The sequence below is a fragment of the Xanthomonas sp. NCPPB 3761 genome (assembly GCF_041475705.2).
Lineage (GTDB): Bacteria > Pseudomonadota > Gammaproteobacteria > Xanthomonadales > Xanthomonadaceae > Xanthomonas > Xanthomonas phaseoli.
The window spans coordinates 51,462-71,148 of the sequence record NZ_CM191262.1; the positions used below are offsets into that span (position 1 = coordinate 51,462).

The 19,687-nt window shown below is 66.8% G+C and carries 16 protein-coding genes and 2 other RNA genes; 9 read left to right on the forward strand and 9 right to left on the reverse strand.

Going from position 1 to position 19,687, the window contains the following annotated elements:
• Position 1 precedes the first annotated feature (1 nt).
• Positions 2-1,747, forward strand: coding sequence for a M56 family metallopeptidase (locus ACCQ00_RS00230; protein ID WP_039570031.1), 1,746 nt, complete (start codon positions 2-4; stop codon positions 1,745-1,747).
• A gap of 322 nt (positions 1,748-2,069) precedes the next feature.
• Here the strand turns inward: ACCQ00_RS00230 and ACCQ00_RS00235 are convergent.
• From ACCQ00_RS00235 to ACCQ00_RS00245, 3 genes are all read right to left on the reverse strand, one after another.
• Positions 2,070-2,147: non-coding RNA, sX9 sRNA (locus ACCQ00_RS00235), on the reverse strand.
• Between the two features lie 281 nt (positions 2,148-2,428).
• Positions 2,429-2,611: a hypothetical protein gene (locus ACCQ00_RS00240; protein WP_157926040.1), complete on the reverse strand. Its 183-nt coding sequence runs from the start codon at positions 2,609-2,611 to the stop codon at positions 2,429-2,431.
• A gap of 107 nt (positions 2,612-2,718) precedes the next feature.
• Positions 2,719-2,898, reverse strand: a complete 180-nt coding sequence (locus tag ACCQ00_RS00245; RefSeq protein ID WP_039570060.1) for a hypothetical protein — start codon at positions 2,896-2,898, stop codon at positions 2,719-2,721.
• On the opposite strand from ACCQ00_RS00245, the gene ACCQ00_RS00250 reads away from it, so the two are divergent.
• Complete coding sequence (locus tag ACCQ00_RS00250; protein WP_039570062.1) at positions 2,889-3,455, forward strand: hypothetical protein; 567 nt, start codon at positions 2,889-2,891, stop codon at positions 3,453-3,455. The genes ACCQ00_RS00245 and ACCQ00_RS00250 overlap by 10 nt on opposite strands.
• Before the next feature lie 36 nt (positions 3,456-3,491).
• Positions 3,492-4,673, forward strand: coding sequence for a saccharopine dehydrogenase family protein (locus ACCQ00_RS00255; protein WP_039570032.1), 1,182 nt, complete (start codon positions 3,492-3,494; stop codon positions 4,671-4,673).
• A gap of 138 nt (positions 4,674-4,811) precedes the next feature.
• Here the strand turns inward: ACCQ00_RS00255 and ACCQ00_RS00260 are convergent, their stop codons facing one another.
• On the reverse strand, positions 4,812-5,597 hold the full coding sequence (locus tag ACCQ00_RS00260) for a DUF1868 domain-containing protein (RefSeq protein WP_039570034.1): 786 nt from the start codon (positions 5,595-5,597) through the stop codon (positions 4,812-4,814).
• Positions 5,598-5,607: 10 nt separating this feature from the next.
• On the reverse strand, positions 5,608-8,265 hold the full coding sequence (locus ACCQ00_RS00265) for a TonB-dependent receptor (RefSeq protein WP_180301609.1): 2,658 nt from the start codon (positions 8,263-8,265) through the stop codon (positions 5,608-5,610).
• Between the two features lie 102 nt (positions 8,266-8,367).
• Here ACCQ00_RS00265 and ACCQ00_RS00270 point away from each other — a divergent pair, with 102 nt between their 5' ends.
• A complete protein-coding gene (locus tag ACCQ00_RS00270) occupies positions 8,368-9,525 on the forward strand; it encodes an ROK family protein (RefSeq protein WP_039570036.1) in 1,158 nt (385 codons plus the stop codon).
• Positions 9,526-9,669: 144 nt separating this feature from the next.
• Complete coding sequence (gene avrBs2, locus ACCQ00_RS00275; protein WP_039570038.1) at positions 9,670-11,859, forward strand: type III secretion system effector avirulence protein AvrBs2; 2,190 nt, start codon at positions 9,670-9,672, stop codon at positions 11,857-11,859.
• Positions 11,860-12,346: 487 nt separating this feature from the next.
• Here the strand turns inward: avrBs2 and ACCQ00_RS00280 are convergent, their stop codons facing one another.
• Both ACCQ00_RS00280 and ACCQ00_RS00285 read right to left on the reverse strand, forming a co-directional pair.
• Complete coding sequence (locus tag ACCQ00_RS00280) at positions 12,347-13,804, reverse strand: ribonuclease H-like domain-containing protein (protein WP_039583542.1); 1,458 nt, start codon at positions 13,802-13,804, stop codon at positions 12,347-12,349.
• Positions 13,801-16,296, reverse strand: a complete 2,496-nt coding sequence (locus ACCQ00_RS00285; protein ID WP_039570041.1) for a DEAD/DEAH box helicase — start codon at positions 16,294-16,296, stop codon at positions 13,801-13,803. Before ACCQ00_RS00285 ends, ACCQ00_RS00280 begins: the two co-directional genes overlap by 4 nt.
• A gap of 177 nt (positions 16,297-16,473) precedes the next feature.
• On the opposite strand from ACCQ00_RS00285, the gene trhA reads away from it, so the two are divergent.
• From trhA to ACCQ00_RS00305, 4 genes are all read left to right on the forward strand, one after another.
• Positions 16,474-17,136 carry a PAQR family membrane homeostasis protein TrhA gene (trhA, locus tag ACCQ00_RS00290; RefSeq protein ID WP_039570042.1) on the forward strand — a complete coding sequence of 221 codons (663 nt, stop codon included), beginning with the start codon at positions 16,474-16,476 and terminating at the stop codon, positions 17,134-17,136.
• 66 nt (positions 17,137-17,202) lie between these two features.
• Positions 17,203-17,460, forward strand: a complete 258-nt coding sequence (locus ACCQ00_RS00295; protein ID WP_039570045.1) for a type II toxin-antitoxin system prevent-host-death family antitoxin — start codon at positions 17,203-17,205, stop codon at positions 17,458-17,460.
• On the forward strand, positions 17,448-17,792 hold the full coding sequence (locus tag ACCQ00_RS00300; protein WP_236493599.1) for a type II toxin-antitoxin system RelE/ParE family toxin: 345 nt from the start codon (positions 17,448-17,450) through the stop codon (positions 17,790-17,792). The genes ACCQ00_RS00295 and ACCQ00_RS00300 overlap by 13 nt, the downstream gene beginning before the upstream one ends.
• Positions 17,793-17,802: 10 nt before the next feature.
• Positions 17,803-17,878: non-coding RNA, sX9 sRNA (locus tag ACCQ00_RS00305), on the forward strand.
• A gap of 41 nt (positions 17,879-17,919) precedes the next feature.
• Here ACCQ00_RS00305 and ACCQ00_RS00310 read toward each other — a convergent pair.
• Positions 17,920-18,819 (reverse strand): SDR family NAD(P)-dependent oxidoreductase, encoded by a 900-nt coding sequence (locus tag ACCQ00_RS00310; protein ID WP_039570047.1) that lies wholly within the window; start codon positions 18,817-18,819, stop codon positions 17,920-17,922.
• A gap of 59 nt (positions 18,820-18,878) precedes the next feature.
• Positions 18,879-19,616: an SDR family oxidoreductase gene (locus tag ACCQ00_RS00315; protein WP_039570049.1), complete on the reverse strand. Its 738-nt coding sequence runs from the start codon at positions 19,614-19,616 to the stop codon at positions 18,879-18,881.
• Positions 19,617-19,687 lie beyond the last annotated feature (71 nt).

Below are 19,687 nucleotides of genomic sequence, written 5' to 3' on the forward strand. Positions count from 1 at the left end.
CATGTCGCCCCTGATCGAAGCGGTGTTATGGAAGCTTGGCGCCACCAGCGTGCAGACCGCGGTGCTGGTGTTGGTGGTGTGGGCGCTGTGCCGCGGCGTGCGCCGCCTGCCGGCAGCCACGCAGACCTGGTTGTGGTGGCTGGTGGGGGTGCAGGCGATGGTGGGCCTGGTGTGGAGCAACCCGGTGCAGCTGCCGGTGCTGCCCGCGCACAGCGTGACCACGGCGCTGGGCTCGGCCGACAGCCTGGCGCCACTGGCGAACGCCACCGCCGCGGCATCCACGGCCGCGCCAGCAGGCGTCGCCGCGCAGGCCACGCCGGTTGGCGCGTGGTCGAGCTGGCCGGTGGCATTGCTGGCGCTGTGGGCGGCCGGCGTGCTGGTGCTGACCGCCGGCACGGCGCGCGCGTATCTGCGCAGCCGTGCATTGGTGCGTGCGGCGCAGCCCTGCAACGACCGCGCTCTGGTGCAGGCGTTGCAGATGGCCTCCGAAGCACATGGTTTGTCGCGCCCGCCGGCGCTGCGGTTGTCGGCGCAGATCGATTCGCCCCAGTTGATCGGCCCATGGCAACCAGTGTTGTTGTTGCCTGCTGCACGGCTGCCGCACATGGCCGATGACGATCTGGACATGGCGCTGACCCATGAGTTGATCCACCTGCGGCGCGGCGATCTGTGGTGGGGACTGCTGCCGGCGCTGGCGCAGCACCTGTTCTTCTTCCACCCGCTGGTGCACCTGGCCGCGCGCGAATATGCAATCGCCCGCGAAGCCGCCTGCGATGCCGCCGTGGTGGCCGGACACCGCCATTGCCGCCACGACTACGGCCGCCTGCTGCTGCAACTGGGTGTGGCGCCGCGCCCACGCGGTGGCGTGGCAAGCGCCTCGCCGTCGTTCATCAGCTTGAAGCGCAGGCTGTCGATGTTGCAGCACACCCACGCGTTTCCGCGAATGGCCGCCACGATGATTCTGGCCACGGTAGCGGTGTGCGGTGTGTTGCCGCTGCGCCTGGTGGCCATGCCGGTGCCGGCACCGGTGACGTCTGCCGGCATGCAGCCGGTCGTGGTGACGGCCCCGGCAGCGCCACCTGCACAGGTCAGCAGCATGGCGGAGGCTGCCGAGGCCGCAGCGCCGATGCGCGGGTTGCCTGCACCGGCGGCGCCGGCTGCGCCTGCGCAAGCGGCCGCCCCTGCCACGCACGGTGTCATCGCCGATGTGCTGGGCGCCGAACCACTGCATGACGAGGACGCAGACCCGATAGACAGCGGCTGGAATCTCGACCTGGACCGCATCCGCCGCGATGCCAGCCGTGACGCGCAGGCCGCCGTGCACGATGCGCTCGCTGCCGACAACCACGATCTTGAACTGCAGCAAGATCGCATGCAGGCCGCACAAGAGGCATTGCAGGACGCACGCGAAGAACTGGCCTCGTTGGGCCCTGAACTGGCGCAGGCCAAACAGGAGGCGCAACAGCAAGCACGCGAAGCCGAGCAGCAGATTCGCGAAATGACGCAGCAGCATCGTCAGGCGCAATACGCATATGCGGCTGCGGTGCGCCAAGCGGATGCGCTGTCGCGACACCAGGTCGAAATGGCCAAGCAGGCCGCCCTCCAGGGTCGCGCCGAGGCCGAACGCGGGCAACGGGAAGCGGCGCAAGCGCAACGGCAGGCAGCGCAAGCGCAGGTCGAGGCCGAAAAAGCGCGAGCAGAGGCAGACCAAGCGCAAGCAGAAGCAGAACGCGCGAAGTACCACTAGGCGCGATCGACCAAACGACGGCGCTCACTGTCAGGCGCGCGTGGTCGGGACCGGGAGTCGGCATGCACCACGCGCAGGTTCGGCGACGTATCGCTTCTGGCCTGCTCGCGACGCCAGCTGGCCGCCATCGCCGACAGCTGTTCGCACCGGCTTGCCGGTTGCCGCAGCGGTCCGATAGACAACGCCAGCGTCGCCGCTCGCGGTAGACCGCACGTTATCGCCGCGATGGGGTTCCGTTGGCCACGGCGCAGTAACGCGTGGCGTGCGGCCGGCTCCACCTCCGGCCGTGCACGGCCGGAAGACACGCGGCCGCACTCACGGCGGAGAACGTAACGTAGCGAGCAGTCGTCGGGTGGGCGTGGCCAGCGCGATCGCACATCGCAGTGTAGGCGCGGGACATGCCGACGCAGCACATCGGCCGCACCCACCGGGCGGTGAGTGAAGCCACCATTGTTGCTGTTTTTCCGCGCAGTTCTTGATGCCAAGCACCTGCCGGCGCGATGCGCTGGCAGCGCATCGGTCACGGCAGTACCCGCATCACACGGGCTCGCCACAGCCCGGCACTCCTGCGTCACGACGCCTGCGGCGTCGGCAACGCCGTGGCCGCGTGATCGCTGTTTCCATCCGCCGATGCGCACTGCTCAGGCGGCACTCAACTTGCTGTGCCCTTTCGTGGAGATCTCACATGATCCAGACCACTTCCCGCGTGCTGTGCCTGCGTTCGGCGTTGCTGTTGGCCGTTGCCGGCAGCGCGGCCATCGCACACGCCTCTGCCGTGCCTATGGTTATCGGCGCGCGCACCGCACCTGCTGCGCCGGTAGTTGCGGGTCTTTCTGCGCCTTCAACGATGCCGGTTGCTTCCATTGCCGATGTCTTGCCTGCCGGTGGCATCGCAACGGCTGCGCCGGTCACACCGCAGATGACCGTGGCACGAACCGCGCCGGTTGTCGCCGCAGCGCGCGCGCCTGCGATCACTGCGCTGGCGCCGACCGCTCCCATGGCACCGGCGCTTGCCGTGGCCGGTGCACGGGCGTCACCAGCAGCGCGCGCGGCCAACGCAGCACCTGCTGCACCTGCCATTTCTCCAGCAACACCGGTCGCTCCCACTGCAGCGGCTGCACCGGCGCGGCCGCGCATGGGCATGCAGACATCCTGCGGCCATGCCATTGCAAACGCGCAGGGCCAAGGCGATGCCTACGTGCTGGTGCATGGCGATCGCGAAGTGATGCATGGCACGCCCGATGATCTGCGCACGGCGCGCCGCTACGCTGGCGATGGACGACGCGTGCTGTGGTTTCGCGCCGATGGCAAGCAGTACCTGGTGCGTGATCCAACCTTGCTCCATCAGCTGGCTGTGGCGCATCTGCGCAGCCAGCAGTTGGCCGACGTTCAAGCCAGACTGGCCGCACGTCAGCAGGCCTTGAGCGAACGGCAGGCTGCACTCGCCGCTCAGCTGTCTGCGCACGCCGAGCCGCGCCTGCTGCAGGCCTCGACACGCACGGCGCCGGCCACGACCTCCACCGCGGCGCAGTCGCCCGCAACCCCCGATGCCCTGCAGGCGTTGGCCAGCCAGCAACAGGCACTGGCGCAACAGCAGGCCGTGCTGGCAAGCAAGCAGGCCGGTGCGTCCAGGCTGGCCACGCAGCAGGCATTGAAGGTACTGCGCGAAGCACTGAGAAGCGGTCTGGCAACCCGTCTCGGCGCTTAGTTGCACAGTGCCGGCCACGCAACAGCGCAAGCGACGATGACGGTGCGCTCGCCGATACTGTGCGCAGACACAGGCGGCGAGCAGGCCATGACGTATCGGGTACTGGTATTGGGTGGCTTCGGTCATTTCGGCGCACGCATCGTGCGCGCGCTGGCGGCAACGGCGCAGATCCATGTCATCGCGGCAGGGCGGCATCCGGGCGATGTAGCGAGCAAATGGCCGGGTGCCGCACCTGGCCGCATCTCCACATGCCGCCTGGATATCGATGCCAGCGACTTTGCCGCGCAGCTGGCGGCCACCGGTGCCGATGCGGTGGTGCATACCGCCGGGCCGTTCCAGGGACAGGAGTACGCGGTGGCCCGCTGCTGCCTGCAGGCCGGCATGCACTACATCGATCTGGCCGATGGCCGCGCCTTCGTCCGCGATTTTCCCGCAGCGATGGATGCCGTCGCGCGCCAGGCCCAGCGCGTGGCGATCAGCGGCGCCAGTACCTTGCCGGCGTTGTCCAGCGCGGTGATCGATGCCCTGTTGCCGCGCTTTTCGGCATTGCACGAGATCGGCATCGTCATCGCACCCGCACAGGGCACGCCGTTGGGTCTGGCCACGGTGCGTGCGGTGCTGTCGTATTGCGGCACGCCTTTCACCTGGTGGCAGGGCGGACGCTGGCAGCAGGTGGTGGGGTGGGCGCGTCCCACGCGCGTGCACTTCGCGCAGCTCGCCCCACGCTTGGCCTCGCCGTGCGATGTGCCCGATCACGACCTGTTGCCGCAGCGCTATCCCGGCGTGCAGACCGTGCAATTTCGTGCGGCACTGGAAGTGCCGTTGCTGCAGCGCTGCCTGGCCGGCGTTGCCTGGCTACGTCAACGCGGCGTGCCGCTACCGATGCAGCGCCTGGCCGCTGTATTTGCCAACGCCGGGCGCTGGTTCGACCGCTTCGGCACCGATCTGGGCGGCATGCGCGTGGAGCTGCGCGGCAGCTGCGATGGCACGAACGGGGCAAGCCGCCCGCTGGTGCTGCACTGGGACCTCACCGCCGCGATGCTGCACGGCCCGGAAATTCCCTGTTTCGCCGCCGTCTTGCTGATACGCAAACTTGCTGCCGGGCATCGGTTGCCGATCGGTGCGCATGCCTGCATGGGCCTGCTGACGCTGGCCGAGTTCGAGCAGGAATTTGCCGCGTGGCAGATGAGCACGGCGGTGACGCAAGCGCACCGCTAACCGGGCGGTGCACCGCACAAACCCAGCGCCAGGCCTTCGCCAAGCACACCAGGCGGAAACGAAGCGCTCGATGCACTGCGGGGAGTTTTGAAACCACGTCGCCGGCGCACGGCGCTGCGTCGCTGTCTCAACGCAACCTCAGACCTCGTACACCGTGCGAAACGCGTCCATGTCCTTGAACGTACAAAAATGAAAGCGCGGCACCGTGATCGGCCCCGCGGCTGCCAGCTGTGTGAGCCAGCCGCGCACCGCAGTGCGATACGCCGTTTGCTCTGCCACATCCAGCGTGTCGCACAGGTAGGCCAGCGAGATATGAAACTGGTAGTTGGTGTAGTCGGGGCGCTGCAAGCGTATCAGTTGCATCAGCGCTTGGCGCGCAGCTTCCAGTCGCTGCGCAGTTTGCGTGTCGGCCGGCTTCAACGGAATCAGCAGATTGTCGTTGCTGCCGGTCTTGGCTGCGGTCGGATTGACCAGGAACCGGCACGCGCCCAGCGGCGGCGCGGCGCGTTCCTTCAACCGTGACAGATAGGCCGCGTCGATATCGGCCAAGGCATGGTCGCGCGTCATATCGCTTGGCCAGGGGCCGCCCGCACGGTCGATCTCATTGACCCCGCCCAACAAGGTCACGTGGTAGCTGCTCGGCGGCAACAAGGTGAACTTGTGTGCAAAGCGCTGCTCGGGAAACTGGCGGTAGATATTCAGCACGCGGTCGAAGCTGTCGTAGCCATCGCCCTGTTGTTCCAGGTGACCCACAAAGGTATTGCCGGCGAACGGCATCGGTCGTCGCGAGCGCAGAAACTTGCGGCCCACATCCGCTGGTGGCGGCGTCATGGCCAGCGTGGGCAGACCGGTGGCCAGCAGCGAGGTGCCGGCGGCAGCCATCAGGTGGCGGCGGCTGATGCGTGTGTCCAGAAGCGACGACATGGGAAAAGCCTCAGAGTTTGACGTTGATGCCGAGCATCACGGTGGGTGCCATTTTCCAGGCCGATTGCACGTATTCCTGGTGGCGGCCGATGCGGTATTCGTAGCCCTGGCCGGTCAGGTTGAGCACATCCAGGCTCACTGCCACTGCCGGCGAGACGTCCCAGGCCAGCTTCAGGTCCAGACGGTCCAGCGGCTGTTGGTAGCGGTTGCGATAAAACTCCTGCTGGTTGCTGTAGTTGGGGTAGCGGTCGTCCCACAGCTCGCCGGTCCGGCTCCAGGCCAGGGTGCCGCGCAGCGGCCCACGGGCGTAATTCAGGGTCAGATTCCACAGCTGCTTGGGTTGCTGCGGCAGCACCGACAAGGTGGTGCGGCTGCCATCGCCGAGCACCACCGGGTAGTCCACGTCCAGGAAGGTGACATTGGCACCGACCGACAGCCCGGCCAGCGCGGGAAGCCACGGGCCCAGTTCCTTGATCGCGCCGAGTTCGGCGCCGCGCATGCGGACCGGCCGGTCGGTATTGCGCGGTTGGGTGACCAGCACCTGCTCGCCGTCGATGCTCTGCAGCTGGCCGTAACGGAAAATCTCGTTGTCGATGGTCTTGTGGAACAGCGCGATCGACAGCAGGCTGCCGCCATCGTCGAACGTCCAGTCGTGGCCAAGGTCCAGATTCTGCGAGCGACGCGGCTGCAGATCCGGGTTGCCCTGGTTGAGCGTGGGCGGGTTGCTGCCCAGTGTGAGCACGCCGCCGTTCAAGGCCATCTGGTCCAGGCGCGGTCGCCCGATCGAGCGCGAGGCGCCGAAGCGCAAGGTGCCGTTGGCACTGGTCTGCACCTGGCCGGCCAGCGATGGCAACCAGTTGCGGTAGGTGCGTTGCGCACTGACAGGCGCCCAGACGGTTCCGCTCAATTGTTGGCCACTGCTGCCAAAGCGGGTCTGCTCCAGGCGCACGCCGCCGGTCAACCGCCAGCGCTCGCCGCGCCACTGTGCTTGCGCGAAGCCGGCGCGCACCTGCTCATCCACCGTGTAGGTGCCGCTGTTCTGCGCGGTGGTGTCCACCACGCCGCGCGCCTGGCCGGACGCGGTCTCCCAGCGGGCGTCGGCCAGGTCCGGGTCGATGGTCAACATGGGCGCGTTGCAACCCAGGGCGCAGGTGGGATCGCCCAGCACATCGGCCAGCGAATAGGGCAACCCGCTCCAGGTCGTGCGCTGGAACGCGGTCTGCATGTGCGTGCGCACCTGTCGCAGGCCCCAGGCCAGTCCCAGCCCCCGGCTGTCGTCGTCCATGTTGCGACGTAGCTCCAGTTGCAGGTCGCTCACCCGTTCGGCGTAGGTGGTGCGCTCCTGCTGGTGGTTGAGGTTGGCGTAGCGGGTCGGGTCGTCGGCCAGTGCCGGGTCCAGGGCCGTGAATGCCGGCAGGGTGCCATTCCAATCGAAGCCGTAAGCCAGGCGGTTCTGCTGGAAGCGGTCCCAGGTCTGCGGGTTGTCCACCGTGGCGCGCGAGGTGCTTGCCCGCAGCGCGCCGCGCCACTGGCCAGGCAGCTCGGCCAGCAGTTCGCCGTTGATGCCGGACAGCCCCCGCTTCCAGCGCAGTTGCCCCAACTCGACGAGCTGGTTGAGATTGTCCAGCGTGCCGCTCTGCGGGCCGCTGCGGGTCAGGCGCGCGCTGTTCTGCACCTGGGCGGCCTGGGTATTGCGGTCGGAGGATTCGCGCTGGTTGAAGGTGTAGCCGGACACATGGCCGCTGAGCGGACCGTCCGGCTGCCAATCCACGCGCGCGGTCACGCCGCGCCGTTCGCGGGTGTTGTCGTAGTTGTACCAGCGCCGTTCGCTGGGCACCGCAGCGCCGGTGCCGCCATAGGCCGACGGCGCGCGCGTGCCATCGGCGTTGTACCAGTTCAGGGCGCCGCCGTTTTCCTGCTGCGGCACCGAAATCTCACGGCGCCAGATGCTGGCCGCACCCAAAAACGCGAACTGGCCGTCACGCCCGAAGCGCTTGCCCCATTTCAGCTCGCCTTCGCCCACCGGCGTGCGGCCGCCATAGCGGCTTCCCATGAGGTTGGCGCCGCCCTTGGCCGAGGCGGTCAGCAGGCCATCGGGCCGGGCAAAGCCGGTGGCGGTGACCAGGTTGGTCACGCCCCCGATCGCGCCACCATCGTTCTCCGGCAGCAGCGACTTCACCACATCGATGCGGTCCACGAAGTTCGCCGGCAGCACATCCATCAGCGCCTGGCGGCTACCGATGTCGTTGCTGGCGAATGCAAAGCCGTCGATCAGCATGCTGTTGTAGTTGCCGTTGAGGCCGCGCACCGTCACATAGCGCGGTTCGCCCTGGTACTCGACCGTGCTCACGCCGGTGACCCGGCGCAGCGCATCGCCCACATTGAAGTCCGGCAATTGCCCGATGCTGTCGGCAGCGACCGAATCCACGATGGTGGGCGCCGCCTGCTTGGTGGCGATGGCGCGCGTGTTCTGCGACTGGAACGGGTTGCGCACCTGCACCGCATCCATGGTCAGCGCGTCGGCTCCGCCGGACATGTCCGCAGCGGTGGATTGCCAGGGAAGCCAAGCGATCAAGGCCAGCCCCAGCGCCAGCGATAGCGCATGCGGATGCGGTGGGCCAGACAGGGCAGCGCAATGGGGTCGGGAAGGGGGATGCAACAGGCGCATGGCACGATACCAACGTCGATGGCCCCAACGCAGGGCCGCGGACGGATTAAATTAAGCTGCTTAATTAAAGCGATTATGACAACGACGGACGTTTCGCCCTGCATGCCCTCTTTGTTCGCAAACGTAGCCATTCGTTCGCATTACCGCCGTCGCAGCGATGGGCAGGCCGCCGGTTCCAACGAGCGCCTGCTGCTGGATCTGATCCGCAGGGCCGGGCAGTTCGAGCGTGCGGATCTGCCGCGCGCCAGCGGGCTCAGCGTGCCCGGCATCAAGGGCATCGTCGACCCGCTGGTGGCGCACGGCCTGCTGCAGTTGCGGCCCTCGCTGCGGCGTGGCCGTGGCCAACCGAGCGCGCAGGTGAGTCTGGTGCCGGGGTATGCATACAGCGTCGGAGTGTCGGTGATGGTCGATGGCTTTGCAGTGGTGCTGATCGACTTCGCCGGCCAGGTTCGTGGCATGCGCCAGCTCACGGCCTTCCCGCTGACGCTGGCGGTGGTGCGTGCACGACTGCCGGCCTTGGTGGAGGCGTTGCTACGGGCGGCCGGCGTGGATCGGCAGCATGTGTTCGGCGTCGGTCTGAGCATGACCGGCCCGCGCATCGGCGATGGCACACGGGTCAATCCGCCCTTGTCGCTGGCAGCGGAATGGATGCAGGTGGAGCTGGATCGGTTTGTCGCCGATTGCCTGCAGCTACCGGTCTGGATGGACAACGACGCCCATTGCGCCGCCCTGGCCGAGGCCGTGTACGGCATTGGCCGCCAATCGCCAGATCTGGTCTATCTGTCGATCTCCGACGGCTTTGCTGCCGGCGTGATTGCTGCCGGCAAGGTGCGCCGCGGCGCACATGGCAATGTGGGCGAACTGGGGCGCATCTCGGCCATCACCGGCATGGCGCGGCCAACGCTGGAAAGCCTGCGCCAGGCGCTGGCTGCCGATGGCCACGCGCTGCCGGACCTGCACACCATGCTGCAGCACTACGATGCGGCGTGGCCGCAGATCGACGCGTGGCTGGATGCAGTGCAGCCGACCGTGACGCTTGCGGTGGCGGCGATCATTGCGTTGATCGATCCGCGTGTGATTGTGTTTGGCGCGCGCCTGCCAACCGATCTTGCGCAACGGCTGATCGCCCGCATCGCCTTCGAACCTGCGCCGCGGCGGGGCGTTGCATTGCCGTATCCGACCCTGCAGGTCGGGCAGGTGACGGCGCATGCCACCGTGCTGGGCGCGGCCATGCTGCCGTTCAAGGAAACGCTGTTCTAGCGCGCGTCATGCGCGGCGATATGCGTGCCAAGCGCTGTGCACCGCTGCCAAACGAGGCATGCGCTGCGCGCCCACACAACGCGCGCAACGCAGGCATCGTTTCGCATCCCGGCGGTACTTTTCGCCTGATTTGCGAATTGTCATATGCCACGCGCTTTACTGGCCGCCCGCCGCGTTTTCGAGGTCATCATGCGTATCGGTCCTCTGCAACCTTCTGTCGCGCACACTGCTGCGGCGGCATTACCAGCGCACACCAGTGCGATCAGCCCGACGCAGGTGCCGCACATGCCGGGCGACACCCCGCCACTGCGAGAACGGCCGCGTCGCCGCGCCGGCAGCGTGCCCCCGCTGGTGCCACTGAACGACAGCGCGATGACCGGCAAGCCGGCCCTGGTGGCGCTCGACAGCGAATTCTCCGAGCAGCGTCTGGCCGAAGTGCAGGCGCGCCAGATCACCGTGCAGACACTGCAAACCAAGCTTGCCACGCATCTTGCGCAGGCCGGCACGGCGCTCAAACCCGACAGCATTGCGGCACGCTTTGCCGCCGGGACACTGGAACCGGTGTATCTGGATACCGCCGCCTTCAATGCCATGTCGCGCGGAATGCCCGCACGCGCACGTGCGGCGGCAGGCCCGGTGCTGATCGATGCGCAGCAAGGCCGCATCATATTCAACCTGCAACGCGCGTTTGCGCCTGGCGACACCTTCAGCGACGCGGCGCTTGCCGCGCTTGGCAAGCAGTTGAATCTTTCCGGCCACGGGCTGGCGACGCCGAACTGGCTGCAGCCTGCCGCGCGCGCGCCGGGGCGGCGCAAGTTGCAGCAAGCCGCGCGCTACCACGGCCACGAGGTGCCGGCCCGCGACGGTGGCGCCGGGTTCTTCAAGGCCAACGACCATCGTCTGCTGGAAGGCAAGCAAGCGCTGTTGCGCAATCATCGAAAATCGCTCGTGCACGACCACTACTTCGAAGCACCCAGCACGCGTGCGTTCGGAAAGGACGTCATGGTGCATCGCGGGCTGTTCGATAATCACGCCGGCATTCCGGAAAACTCGCTGGCGTCCATCGATCATGCCTACGAGCAGGGCTACCGCAATCTGGAGCTGGACGTCGAAGTCAGTTCCGATGGCGTGCCGGTGTTGATGCATGATTTCAGCATCGGCCGCATGGCAGGTGACCCGCAGAACCGATTGGTGTCGCAGGTGCCGTTTGCCGAGCTGCGTGAAATGCCGTTGGTGATTCGCAACCCGTCTGATGGAAACTACGTCAAGACCGACCAGACCATCGCCGGTGTGGAGCAGATGCTGGAGCACGTGCTCAAAAAGCCCGAGCCGATGTCGGTGGCGCTGGATTGCAAGGAAAATACCGGCGAAGCGGTGGCGATGCTGCTGATGCGCCGGCCGGACCTGCGCCAGGCTGCGGCGATCAAGGTCTATGCCAAGTACTACACGGGCGGCTTCGACCAATTCCTGTCCAATTTGTACAAGCACTACCAGATCAACCCGTTGCACTCGCAGGATGCGCCGCGCCGCGCCGCGCTGGACCGCTTGCTGGCCAAGATCAACGTGGTGCCGGTCTTGAGCCAGGGCATGTTGAACGACGAGCGCTTGCGCGGCTTCTTTCAAAGCAATGAGCAGGGCGCCGCAGGGCTCGCAGACACCGCAATGCAGTGGCTGGACAGCTGGACCAAGATGCGCCCGGTGATCGTGGAGGCGGTGGCCACCGACGACAGCGATGCCGGCATGGCCATGGAAATGGCTCGGACGCGGATGCGCCAGCCGGACTCGGCCTACGCGAAGGCCGCGTATTCGGTGAGCTACCGGTATGAGGACTTTTCCGTGCCGCGCGCCAATCACGACAAGGACTACTACGTTTACCGCAACTTCGGTGAACCCCAAAAGCTCACCAACGAGGCCTTCGGCGTCAAGCGCACCACGGCCGGCGCGATTCGCGACGATGGCGAAAGCCTGTTGACCGATCAGCCCGAGGCGGAATTGCTCGCCATCCTGGAAAACCGCACGCTGGCCCGGGGCCATACCGGCAACGAACTCGACGTGCCGCCGGAAACGCCCATCGACATCAACCGGGACGCGGAAATCGTGAAGCAGCGAACCCAGCAATTGCAGGCCAGTTCCATCCCCGCCTACCCGAACCACATCGCCGCGGTTCGCGAAGGCAAACAACACGATCACACCGCAGACATGGTCAATGACCCTGCAGCAGTGCGTGCGCTGGACAAGCGCGCCAAAGCGCTTGGTTTGCTGACCGACAAATACCGTGGCGCGCCTGTGACCCACTATCTCAATGAGCAGGCCAGGCAGACCGAGACGGATTGAGCCTTCTAACCTCACCGCTCCCACTGGCAGGTCGAGCGCTTGGGGCGGCATGCAGGCGCCCCAAGCCACGATCGGGCAACGTCAGGACTTGCGAGAGCTCATGCACCTGCACCGGCAAGCCAGCGCCCGAGCGATGGGGCGCCTGAGCAGGCGCGCTGCAGGGCACTGCATCCACGTGCCGCTGCGTGCGATGTCGCGTTACATGCATCTGCATCCGCACTTGCCTCCCATCGATGCATCGGTGGAGGCAAGTGCGTGATCTCTTCGGAGTAACCCCGCAGCCGCCTGCAGTGCGCCACCACTGCATTGGATGCTTTCCATCGCAAGCATTCATCCATGGCAGACGCGCCATATGCGCGTCACGCCGCAATGAATGACCGGACGGGTGGTCGTGGATTGCACAACGTGCGCCGAGCGCCCTGTAGTGGGGTCAGTCAAGCCGACGTTCTGCCCCGCACCACCGGCTCACCGCATTCGCATGACCCGATCAAGGCGTGCACGCCAACGTCAGCGCATTGCGCTCCTGCGCGTCCACCGCCACCAACCGTTGCATCAGTAGCGACAGCGTCACCACATCCTGATGGTTGTGCTCGGCCACGCGGCGCAGGTTGCGCGCGCTGCCGCCACGCAGGTAACTCAACCAGGCGGCCGGGGCCTCGGAGCCGGGCAGGTCGTCTTCGCGTACCACGCGCAGCAGTTGCCGTTCGATGGTGGCGAGCTTGCAGTTCTCCCAGGTGCCGCGATAGCGCCGGCGGGTGGGGAACAGCAGGTCCACATGGTCCAGTGCAGAAAGCGGGTCGCCGCGACGTGCCAGGCGGTAGCGCGTCTTCAGCAGCGGGGCGTCGTAGCAGCGACCGTTGTAGCTGGACAGCACGGTGCGCGGTGTCAGCCAGGTGCGGAACAGATCCAGCATCGCGCTTTCGGCCGCCATCGTGGACATCATCAGTTGACGCACGCGCAGGCCGCTGCCTTGCACGGCATCGACCATCCAGTCGGCCACGCCGATCATGAAGGCGCGGGTGCCGGTACCGCCGGCCAGGCCGGTGGTTTCGGTATCGAAGAACAGCAGGTCCATCGGGTCGACGGCATCGTCGCGTTTGGCGAAGGCCAGCGAGAGCGCCTCGGTGGGAATCGCCTGCGGCAGGAACGCCTGGATCAGATGCAGGCCGGGCGCGATCTCGTTGCCGGGCAGGGATCGGTCGGTGGATGGCGTGCGGACCGGTGAGTGCGCCGAGACCGCGCGCTCGCGCAGGCCGATCATCTTGCGCAGGCCGGCGATATCGGTGCGGCGTTGTACCGGATGTGCCGGCGACATCGCCGCGAGCGCGGCGGTCGTTGTGCTGCGCGCTGTCGGGCAGTGGCGTGCGCGATCGGCAGTCACGGCGCTGATTGCATCGCCATCGCCATTCGATGGCAGCGCTGGCTTGTGGCGCACATCGTGCTCCACCCACGCAAAGACCGATGCGTCGCGCGCGGGCGGTGCAGGCATGGGCGACTGCAAGGCGCGGCGGGTGAGCGTCGATGCGGCGCGCGCCGCGTCAGGGCCGCCGGACGCCGCGCCATGACCCGCAGCCGCGTTCCCTCGCAGCGGCAAGCGCGCAGCAGGTGACGCGGTGCTGGAAACCGCCGCCCGCTGTGCGCGTGTCGGCATGACCGCATCGTCGTTGCGCGCGGCAGGCGTCAGCCCGCCAACCTGACGGCGCAGCAGGCGCAGACGTTCCGCGCTGACGCCCGGCGCATGACCAGGCGCAGGCAAGGCGCCCTGCATGTCCGCGCCGGAAGCCGGCTGCGCGAGCTCACCGACAGGCGCGGTATCCGCGGCCTTCGCATCGACTGCCGACGCATCGTGCAGCGCATCGCCATCGCCAGCCTTCACCGGCGCAGGCACATCCACCTGCCCGGCCTGACGCCGCAACAAGCGCAGCCGGTCCGCACTCACACTCATGCAAGCACGTCCAGCGCCAGGTCGTCGTCCACCTGCATGGCATGTGGTAACGGTGCATCGGCATCGAACAACAGCGCCAGCACCGTGAGTGCCAGCGACTTCGGCGACTCGCCCTTGCCTTCCTCGTGCGCTGCCAGCACCGGGCCGACGCAGGCCGGGCACCCGGCGCTGCAATCGCAACGCCGTACCAGCTCGTCCGCGCGCTGCAGCAGCTCGGCCTGGCGCAGCCACAGCGGCTCGCTCAAGCCCACCCCGCCGGGGAAGTTGTCGTACAGATACACCGTGGGCACGAAGGCCTGCTGCAATTCCACCGTGGCCGCATCGCCTTCTTCCACGCCGCGCAGTTGCCCACGCCCGGTCTGGTCGGCCACCGCAAACCACGCGCCATCGCCATTGCCCACGGCCTTTTGCAGATCGCGCGCATCGGCCATCACCGCCACCGTGGCCACCACGTGCAGCGCGTAGGCCGCGCCCAGGAAGCCATCCAACGCATCCTGCTTGGACGCAAAGGCCTTGCCCAGCGTGGCCTGCGGCAACTGCCACCACACCGCGGTGGTGTGCAGTTCCTGGTCGGGCAGGTTCACCGGGCCGTAGCCGATGTTCTCGTGCGTGTAGTAGCGGATCTTCTTGTAGCCGGACACGCGCCGCACCACATGCACCTCGCCATGGTGGCAATCGCCACGGCCGGCCACACCGCCATCGAAGCGATCCAGCACCTTCAGCTTGGTGTAGTCGATGCTGTCGGTGTAGTAGTCCACATGCGTGCGCGTCACGTACGCCTTGCGGCCTTCCCAATCCAGCCGCTCCACCTGGTAGGGCGTGCTCTGCACCATGTGGATGGCGCCTTCGTACAAGGTGAGCGCAGCGGCCGAATAATCCACCTCGGCGATGATCTGCTGTTTGCCGTCGCTCTTGTCCACCACCACGAAGTTGCCATCGGCCACCGAGCGCAGGCTCACCGCATTGGCCGGGTAGCTGTCGGCGATCCATTCCCAGCGGTCGCCTTCCTGGTGGATCACTTCGCTTTCGGCCAGCGCTTCCAGGAACACCAGCGGGTCGATCGGGCCGAATGGCTCGCTGGCAATGAACGGCAATTCGAACGCCGCACAACGGATGTGATCGAACAGGATCAGCGGCTGGTCCGGCGCGGTGCGCGCATGTTCGGGCGAAGCATCGGCGAAGAAATCCGGGTGCCGCACCACGTATTGGTCCAGCGGTTGCGAGCTGGCCACCAGCACGCCCAGCGCCGGCTGCTGGCGCCGCCCGGCGCGGCCGAAGCGCTGCCAGGTGGCCGCCACGCTACCGGGGTAGCCGTTGAGGATCACCACATCCAGCGCGCCGATATCCACGCCCAGTTCCAGCGCCGAGGTGGAAATGATGCCGTCGATGTTGCCGGCGCGCATCGCCCGTTCCACCTCGCGACGCTCGGTGGGCAGATAACCGCCGCGGTAGGCACGAATCCGCGCCGGCTTGCGCGGATCGTGGTCGAAGATGTCTTTGAGGTACTTGGTCAGCACTTCCACCATCAGCCGCGTCTGCGCGAATACCAGCGTCTTCAGCCCGCTCTTGATGGCGATGCGCGCAATGCGGTTGCTCTGCGAACGCGCCGAGGCGCGCAGGCCGAGATCGGCATTGACCACCGGCGGGTTCCACAACAGCACATGCTTGTCGCCGGTGGGCGCACCGGATTCGGTGATGGCATGCACCTGCTCTTCGATCAAGGCCTGCGCGTGCGCATGCGGGTTGCCGATGGTGGCCGAGCACAGGATGAATTGCGGAGTGGCGCCATAGAACGCGCAGATGCGCTTGAGCCGGCGCAGCACGTTGGTGACATGGCTGCCGAACACGCCGCGGTAGGTATGGATCTCGTCGATCACCACATAGCGCAGGTTCTCGAAGAACTGCGCCCACTTGGTGTGATGCGGCAGGATCGCCTGGTGCAGCATGTCCGGGTTGCTCACCACGATATCGCCATGTAATCGAATCGCCTGGCGCGCATCGCCGGGCGTGTCGCCATCGAAGGTGAAGGCTTTCACGCCCAGCTCGCCTGCGCGGTTCAACTCCAGCAGCTCGGCCACCTGGTCCTGCGCCAGCGCCTTGGTAGGGAACAGGTACAAGGCCTTGGCGCCGCTGGTCATCGCCGCGCTCACCACCGGCAGCGTGTAGCACAGCGATTTGCCCGAGGCGGTGGGCGTGACGATCGCCACATGCTCGCCGCGCTGGGTGGCTGCCCAGGCGTCGGCCTGGTGGCTGTAGAGCTGGCTGATGCCGCGCGCCTGCAGCGCATCGGCCAGTGCGCTGGGCACATCGTCGGGGATCGGCGCGTAGCTTCCCGCGCGCCCGGGAATGGTGAAGCTGCCGGTGATGCGGTCGTGGTAGCGCCGTTCCAGGCGCTGCGTGAGCAGCGCACCATCGCGGCTGGGTCGGCCGTCGGTGGTGGCCAATGCGCGTTCGGCGGTTTCGGTGCGGGGAGCGAGGGCAAACGGAGGCATACGGCAAGGGCTCCCAAAGAGGGAGATCAAACGAAAAGGATGTCTCAGGGTATGAGACCGGCGCGCCTGCGCCCAGCCTGCCTCACTGAGCGGATTCAGCAAGCCGGGTATCCTGTCGCCCCCACGGCGTCACGGCTGTCTTGCACGCTGTGGGATCCCCCACATCGAAGAAACGCCGTGCCCGTGCCTGCCAACGTCACTGCTCCGCATTACAAGTCCGTTTCTGCCCGCCGCGCCGATATCGCGGTACATGCCGCCGGCCTGTTGCTGGCCATCGTGGGCGGCGCCTGGATGGTGGTGCGCGCGCACGCCAACCAGACCATGCTGCTGGCCACCTGCATCTACGCGCTGGGGCTGCTGGTGATGTTCGCCTGTTCGGCGGCCTACAACTTCGCCCCGCCGCAGCGCCAGCCGATGCTGCGCAAGTTCGACCACGCCGGCATCTTCGTCATGATTGCCGGCTCCTACACGCCGTTTTTCCTGGTGGCACTGGACGGCACCTGGCTCTGGGTGATGATCCTCAGTGTCTGGTGCGTGGCCTTGTTCGGCGTGTTCGCCAAGCTGTGCCTGCCCGGCATCGCCAAGGGCTTCTGGGTGGCGATCTACCTGCTGCTGGGCTGGGCCGGCATCGTGGTGATCAACCAGATGATCGCCGGGCTGGACAGCGCGGTGCTCTGGCTCATCGTCACCGGCGGTGCGTTCTACACGGTGGGCGTATGCTTCTACGTGCGCAAGTCCATGGTCTACAACCGCGCCATCTGGCACGCCCACGTGCTGGGCGGCGCGCTGTCGCACTGGTGCGCCATCTGGCTGTGCCTGCGGCCGTTGGCCGAGGCGTGAAGGCGCAGTTCGGCGTCTTTGCGCCGGCCGCTCGCCTCGCCCGAAGTGATACTGCAATGTCACGGCATGCGCACCGAACTTGTCACCACGCTCAAGCGTCAGGCAACCGAACTCCTTGCAGCTGCAGCGCGCGACAAGGAGCCAATCTTGATCACACAGTACGGTTCACCCAGTGCCTATCTGGTGGGTGTTGCCAGCGATGAGCGCATGCAGCAGCGCATTGCGCTGCTCGAAGGAATCGCCCGTGGAGAAATGGCAGTCGCGGAAGGCCGTACGCTGAGCCATGAACAGGCACGGCAACGCATGGCGCGATGGCTGAAATAATCTGGTCGGTGCCGGCATTGGCTGATCTGGACGCAATTGCCGACTACATCGCAATCGATAACGCACCCGCTGCAGCGGCGCGGGTGAAACGGGTGTTCGCGCAGGTTGAGCAATTAATCGAACGCCCGGACCGCGGAAGCCGGCCGCAGGAACTCACGCGCCAGCTATCGCCAGATTGTCGAACCACCTTGCCGCGTGTTCTACCGCGTGGATGGGCAACGCATCGTGGTGGTGCACGTCATGCGGTGGGAGCGCGCTTCGCAGGAACCGTCTTCACGCTAAGAGCGGCCAACAAAACCACGGCACAGCCGCCAGGCAGGTGCGGCTGGTGATCGGTGCGGCATGCACCACGCGACACTGCGGTAGTGAGTGCGCCGTCCACATCCAGCTGGCGACTGCTCGCCACGTTCTGGTAGCCGCTCTATGGCCGGCAGGCACTCCAAGCCCTGCCGCATCCCATCAGGCCACCACGCGCGGTGCCAACAGGTCGCCCAATCCCACACGGTGCAGCATCTCTGCGCGCAAGCGGTCGAGCACGGCAAAGCCCACGTCTGCGCCATCGCCCGCTGGGTCGATATGCACCCGGAACGGCCGCTTGCCGAACGGTGCGTTCACCACCTGCACGATCGCCTGCGCCACCTCGGCCACGTCGGCGTCTTCGGGCACCAGGCGCGCAAACGCCTGCTGCACCTGTTCGCCAAAACCTGCATACGGGCCGGCCTCGTAGGCCGCGGCGCGTGCGGCATCGTCCGGTGTGCCGGCATGGGCAAAGTGATTGGTGCCCTTGGTGAAGGCACCTGGCACGATGATCGAAGTCTCGATGCCCCAGCGCGCCAACTCGCGCGCGTACTGCACTGCCAAGGCATCCATCGCCGCCTTGGCCGCGAAATAGGGGCCCAGATACGGCGGTGTGCCGCCTGCCGAGCTGCTGCTGGACACCCACACCAGCAGACCCTGCTGCTGTGCCCGCAAGTGCGGCAATGCCGCGCGGTTGACCCGCTGCGTGCCCAGCACGTTGATGTCGTAGACCTGCGCCAGCTGTTCGGCGGTAAACGCCTCGGCCGGGCCGAACACCATGTGCCCGGCGTTGTGCACCACCACGTCCAGCCCACCGGCCTGCGCCACGATGGATGCCACCGCTGCGTCGGCCGAGGCCTGCGATTGCACGTCCAGCTCGACCGTGTGCAAGGCCAGCTGCCGCTTGTCCGCCAATTCGGCCATCGCCTGCGCCACGCCGGCATTGCGCCCGGCGGTATCGCGCATGGAGGCGTAGACGGTGTGGCCGGCGGCGGCCAGCGCTTGCGCGGCCAATCGGCCGAAGCCGCTGGACGCGCCAGTGACCAGGATGCGTTTGCTCATGTCAGTGCTCCTTGAAAGGGAAAACCAGCAGCGTGCGCACTGCCGCGCGCGACAGTGGGTCAGACCATGCCGCCGTTGGCGCGCAGCACCTGTCCGTTGATCCAGCCGCCATCGGGGCCGACCAGGAACGCCACCGCCGCCGCGATGTCGTCCGGGCAGCCAAGGCGTTCCAGCGGATTGGCCTTGGACAAGCGTTCGATCAATTCCGGCGACTTGCCGTCCAGGAACAGCGCCGTGCCGGTCGGGCCAGGCGCCACCGCGTTGACGGTGATGGCACGCCCGCGCAATTCCTTGGACAGGATCGCCGTCAGCGTTTCCACCGCCGCCTTGGTGGCCGCATACACCCCGTAGGTTTCCAGCTTCAGGCCGACCACGCTGGTGGAGAGGTTGACGATGCGGCCCCCGTTGCGCAGCCGGCGTGCGGCCTGGCGCAACGTGTTGAAGGTGCCTTTCAGATTGATCGCGATGTGTTTGTCGAACAAGCCATCGTCGCTGTCGGCCAGGGTGGCCAGCTGCATGATGCCGGCGTTGTTGACCAGCACATCCACGCCGCCGAACGCAGCCTCGGCGGCGGCAAACAGGCGCTCGACGGCGGCCGGGTCGCTGACATCGGCCTGCACACCGATTGCGCGGCCACCGGCCGCTTCGATGCTGCGCACCAGTTGATCGGCCTCATCCGCATGGCCGGCGTAGTTGAGCACGACGGCAAAGCCATCGCCGGCCAATCGCTGCGCGATGGCAGCGCCAATACCGCGCGAGGCTCCGGTCACCAATGCCACTTTCTGCTGCTGAGCCATGCATGTTCTTCCGTCATGCCGCGGGCTGCGGCGTTGCGGAAACTATCCAATGCAATGACACGACGATAATC

Bases quoted from the DNA above. Each gene is read 5' to 3' on its own strand.
- ACCQ00_RS00270 (WP_039570036.1), top strand. From the start codon at position 8,368: ATGCCCTCTTTGTTCGCAAACGTAGCCATTCGTTCGCATTACCGCCGT.
- ACCQ00_RS00230 (WP_039570031.1), top strand. From the start codon at position 2: ATGTCGCCCCTGATCGAAGCGGTGTTATGGAAGCTTGGCGCCACCAGC.
- ACCQ00_RS00250 (WP_039570062.1), top strand. From the start codon at position 2,889: ATGCAGACATCCTGCGGCCATGCCATTGCAAACGCGCAGGGCCAAGGC.
- ACCQ00_RS00260 (WP_039570034.1), bottom strand. From the start codon at position 5,597: ATGTCGTCGCTTCTGGACACACGCATCAGCCGCCGCCACCTGATGGCT.
- ACCQ00_RS00285 (WP_039570041.1), bottom strand. From the start codon at position 16,296: ATGCCTCCGTTTGCCCTCGCTCCCCGCACCGAAACCGCCGAACGCGCA.
- ACCQ00_RS00255 (WP_039570032.1), top strand. From the start codon at position 3,492: ATGACGGTGCGCTCGCCGATACTGTGCGCAGACACAGGCGGCGAGCAG.
- ACCQ00_RS00265 (WP_180301609.1), bottom strand. From the start codon at position 8,265: ATGCGCCTGTTGCATCCCCCTTCCCGACCCCATTGCGCTGCCCTGTCT.
- ACCQ00_RS00310 (WP_039570047.1), bottom strand. From the start codon at position 18,819: ATGAGCAAACGCATCCTGGTCACTGGCGCGTCCAGCGGCTTCGGCCGA.
- avrBs2 (WP_039570038.1), top strand. From the start codon at position 9,670: ATGCCACGCGCTTTACTGGCCGCCCGCCGCGTTTTCGAGGTCATCATG.
- ACCQ00_RS00315 (WP_039570049.1), bottom strand. From the start codon at position 19,616: ATGGCTCAGCAGCAGAAAGTGGCATTGGTGACCGGAGCCTCGCGCGGT.
- ACCQ00_RS00245 (WP_039570060.1), bottom strand. From the start codon at position 2,898: ATGTCTGCATGCCCATGCGCGGCCGCGCCGGTGCAGCCGCTGCAGTGG.
- ACCQ00_RS00300 (WP_236493599.1), top strand. From the start codon at position 17,448: ATGGCTGAAATAATCTGGTCGGTGCCGGCATTGGCTGATCTGGACGCA.
- ACCQ00_RS00240 (WP_157926040.1), bottom strand. From the start codon at position 2,611: ATGGAAGCAACCGGCATCGTTGAAGGCGCAGAAAGACCCGCAACTACC.
- ACCQ00_RS00295 (WP_039570045.1), top strand. From the start codon at position 17,203: ATGCGCACCGAACTTGTCACCACGCTCAAGCGTCAGGCAACCGAACTC.
- ACCQ00_RS00280 (WP_039583542.1), bottom strand. From the start codon at position 13,804: ATGAGTGTGAGTGCGGACCGGCTGCGCTTGTTGCGGCGTCAGGCCGGG.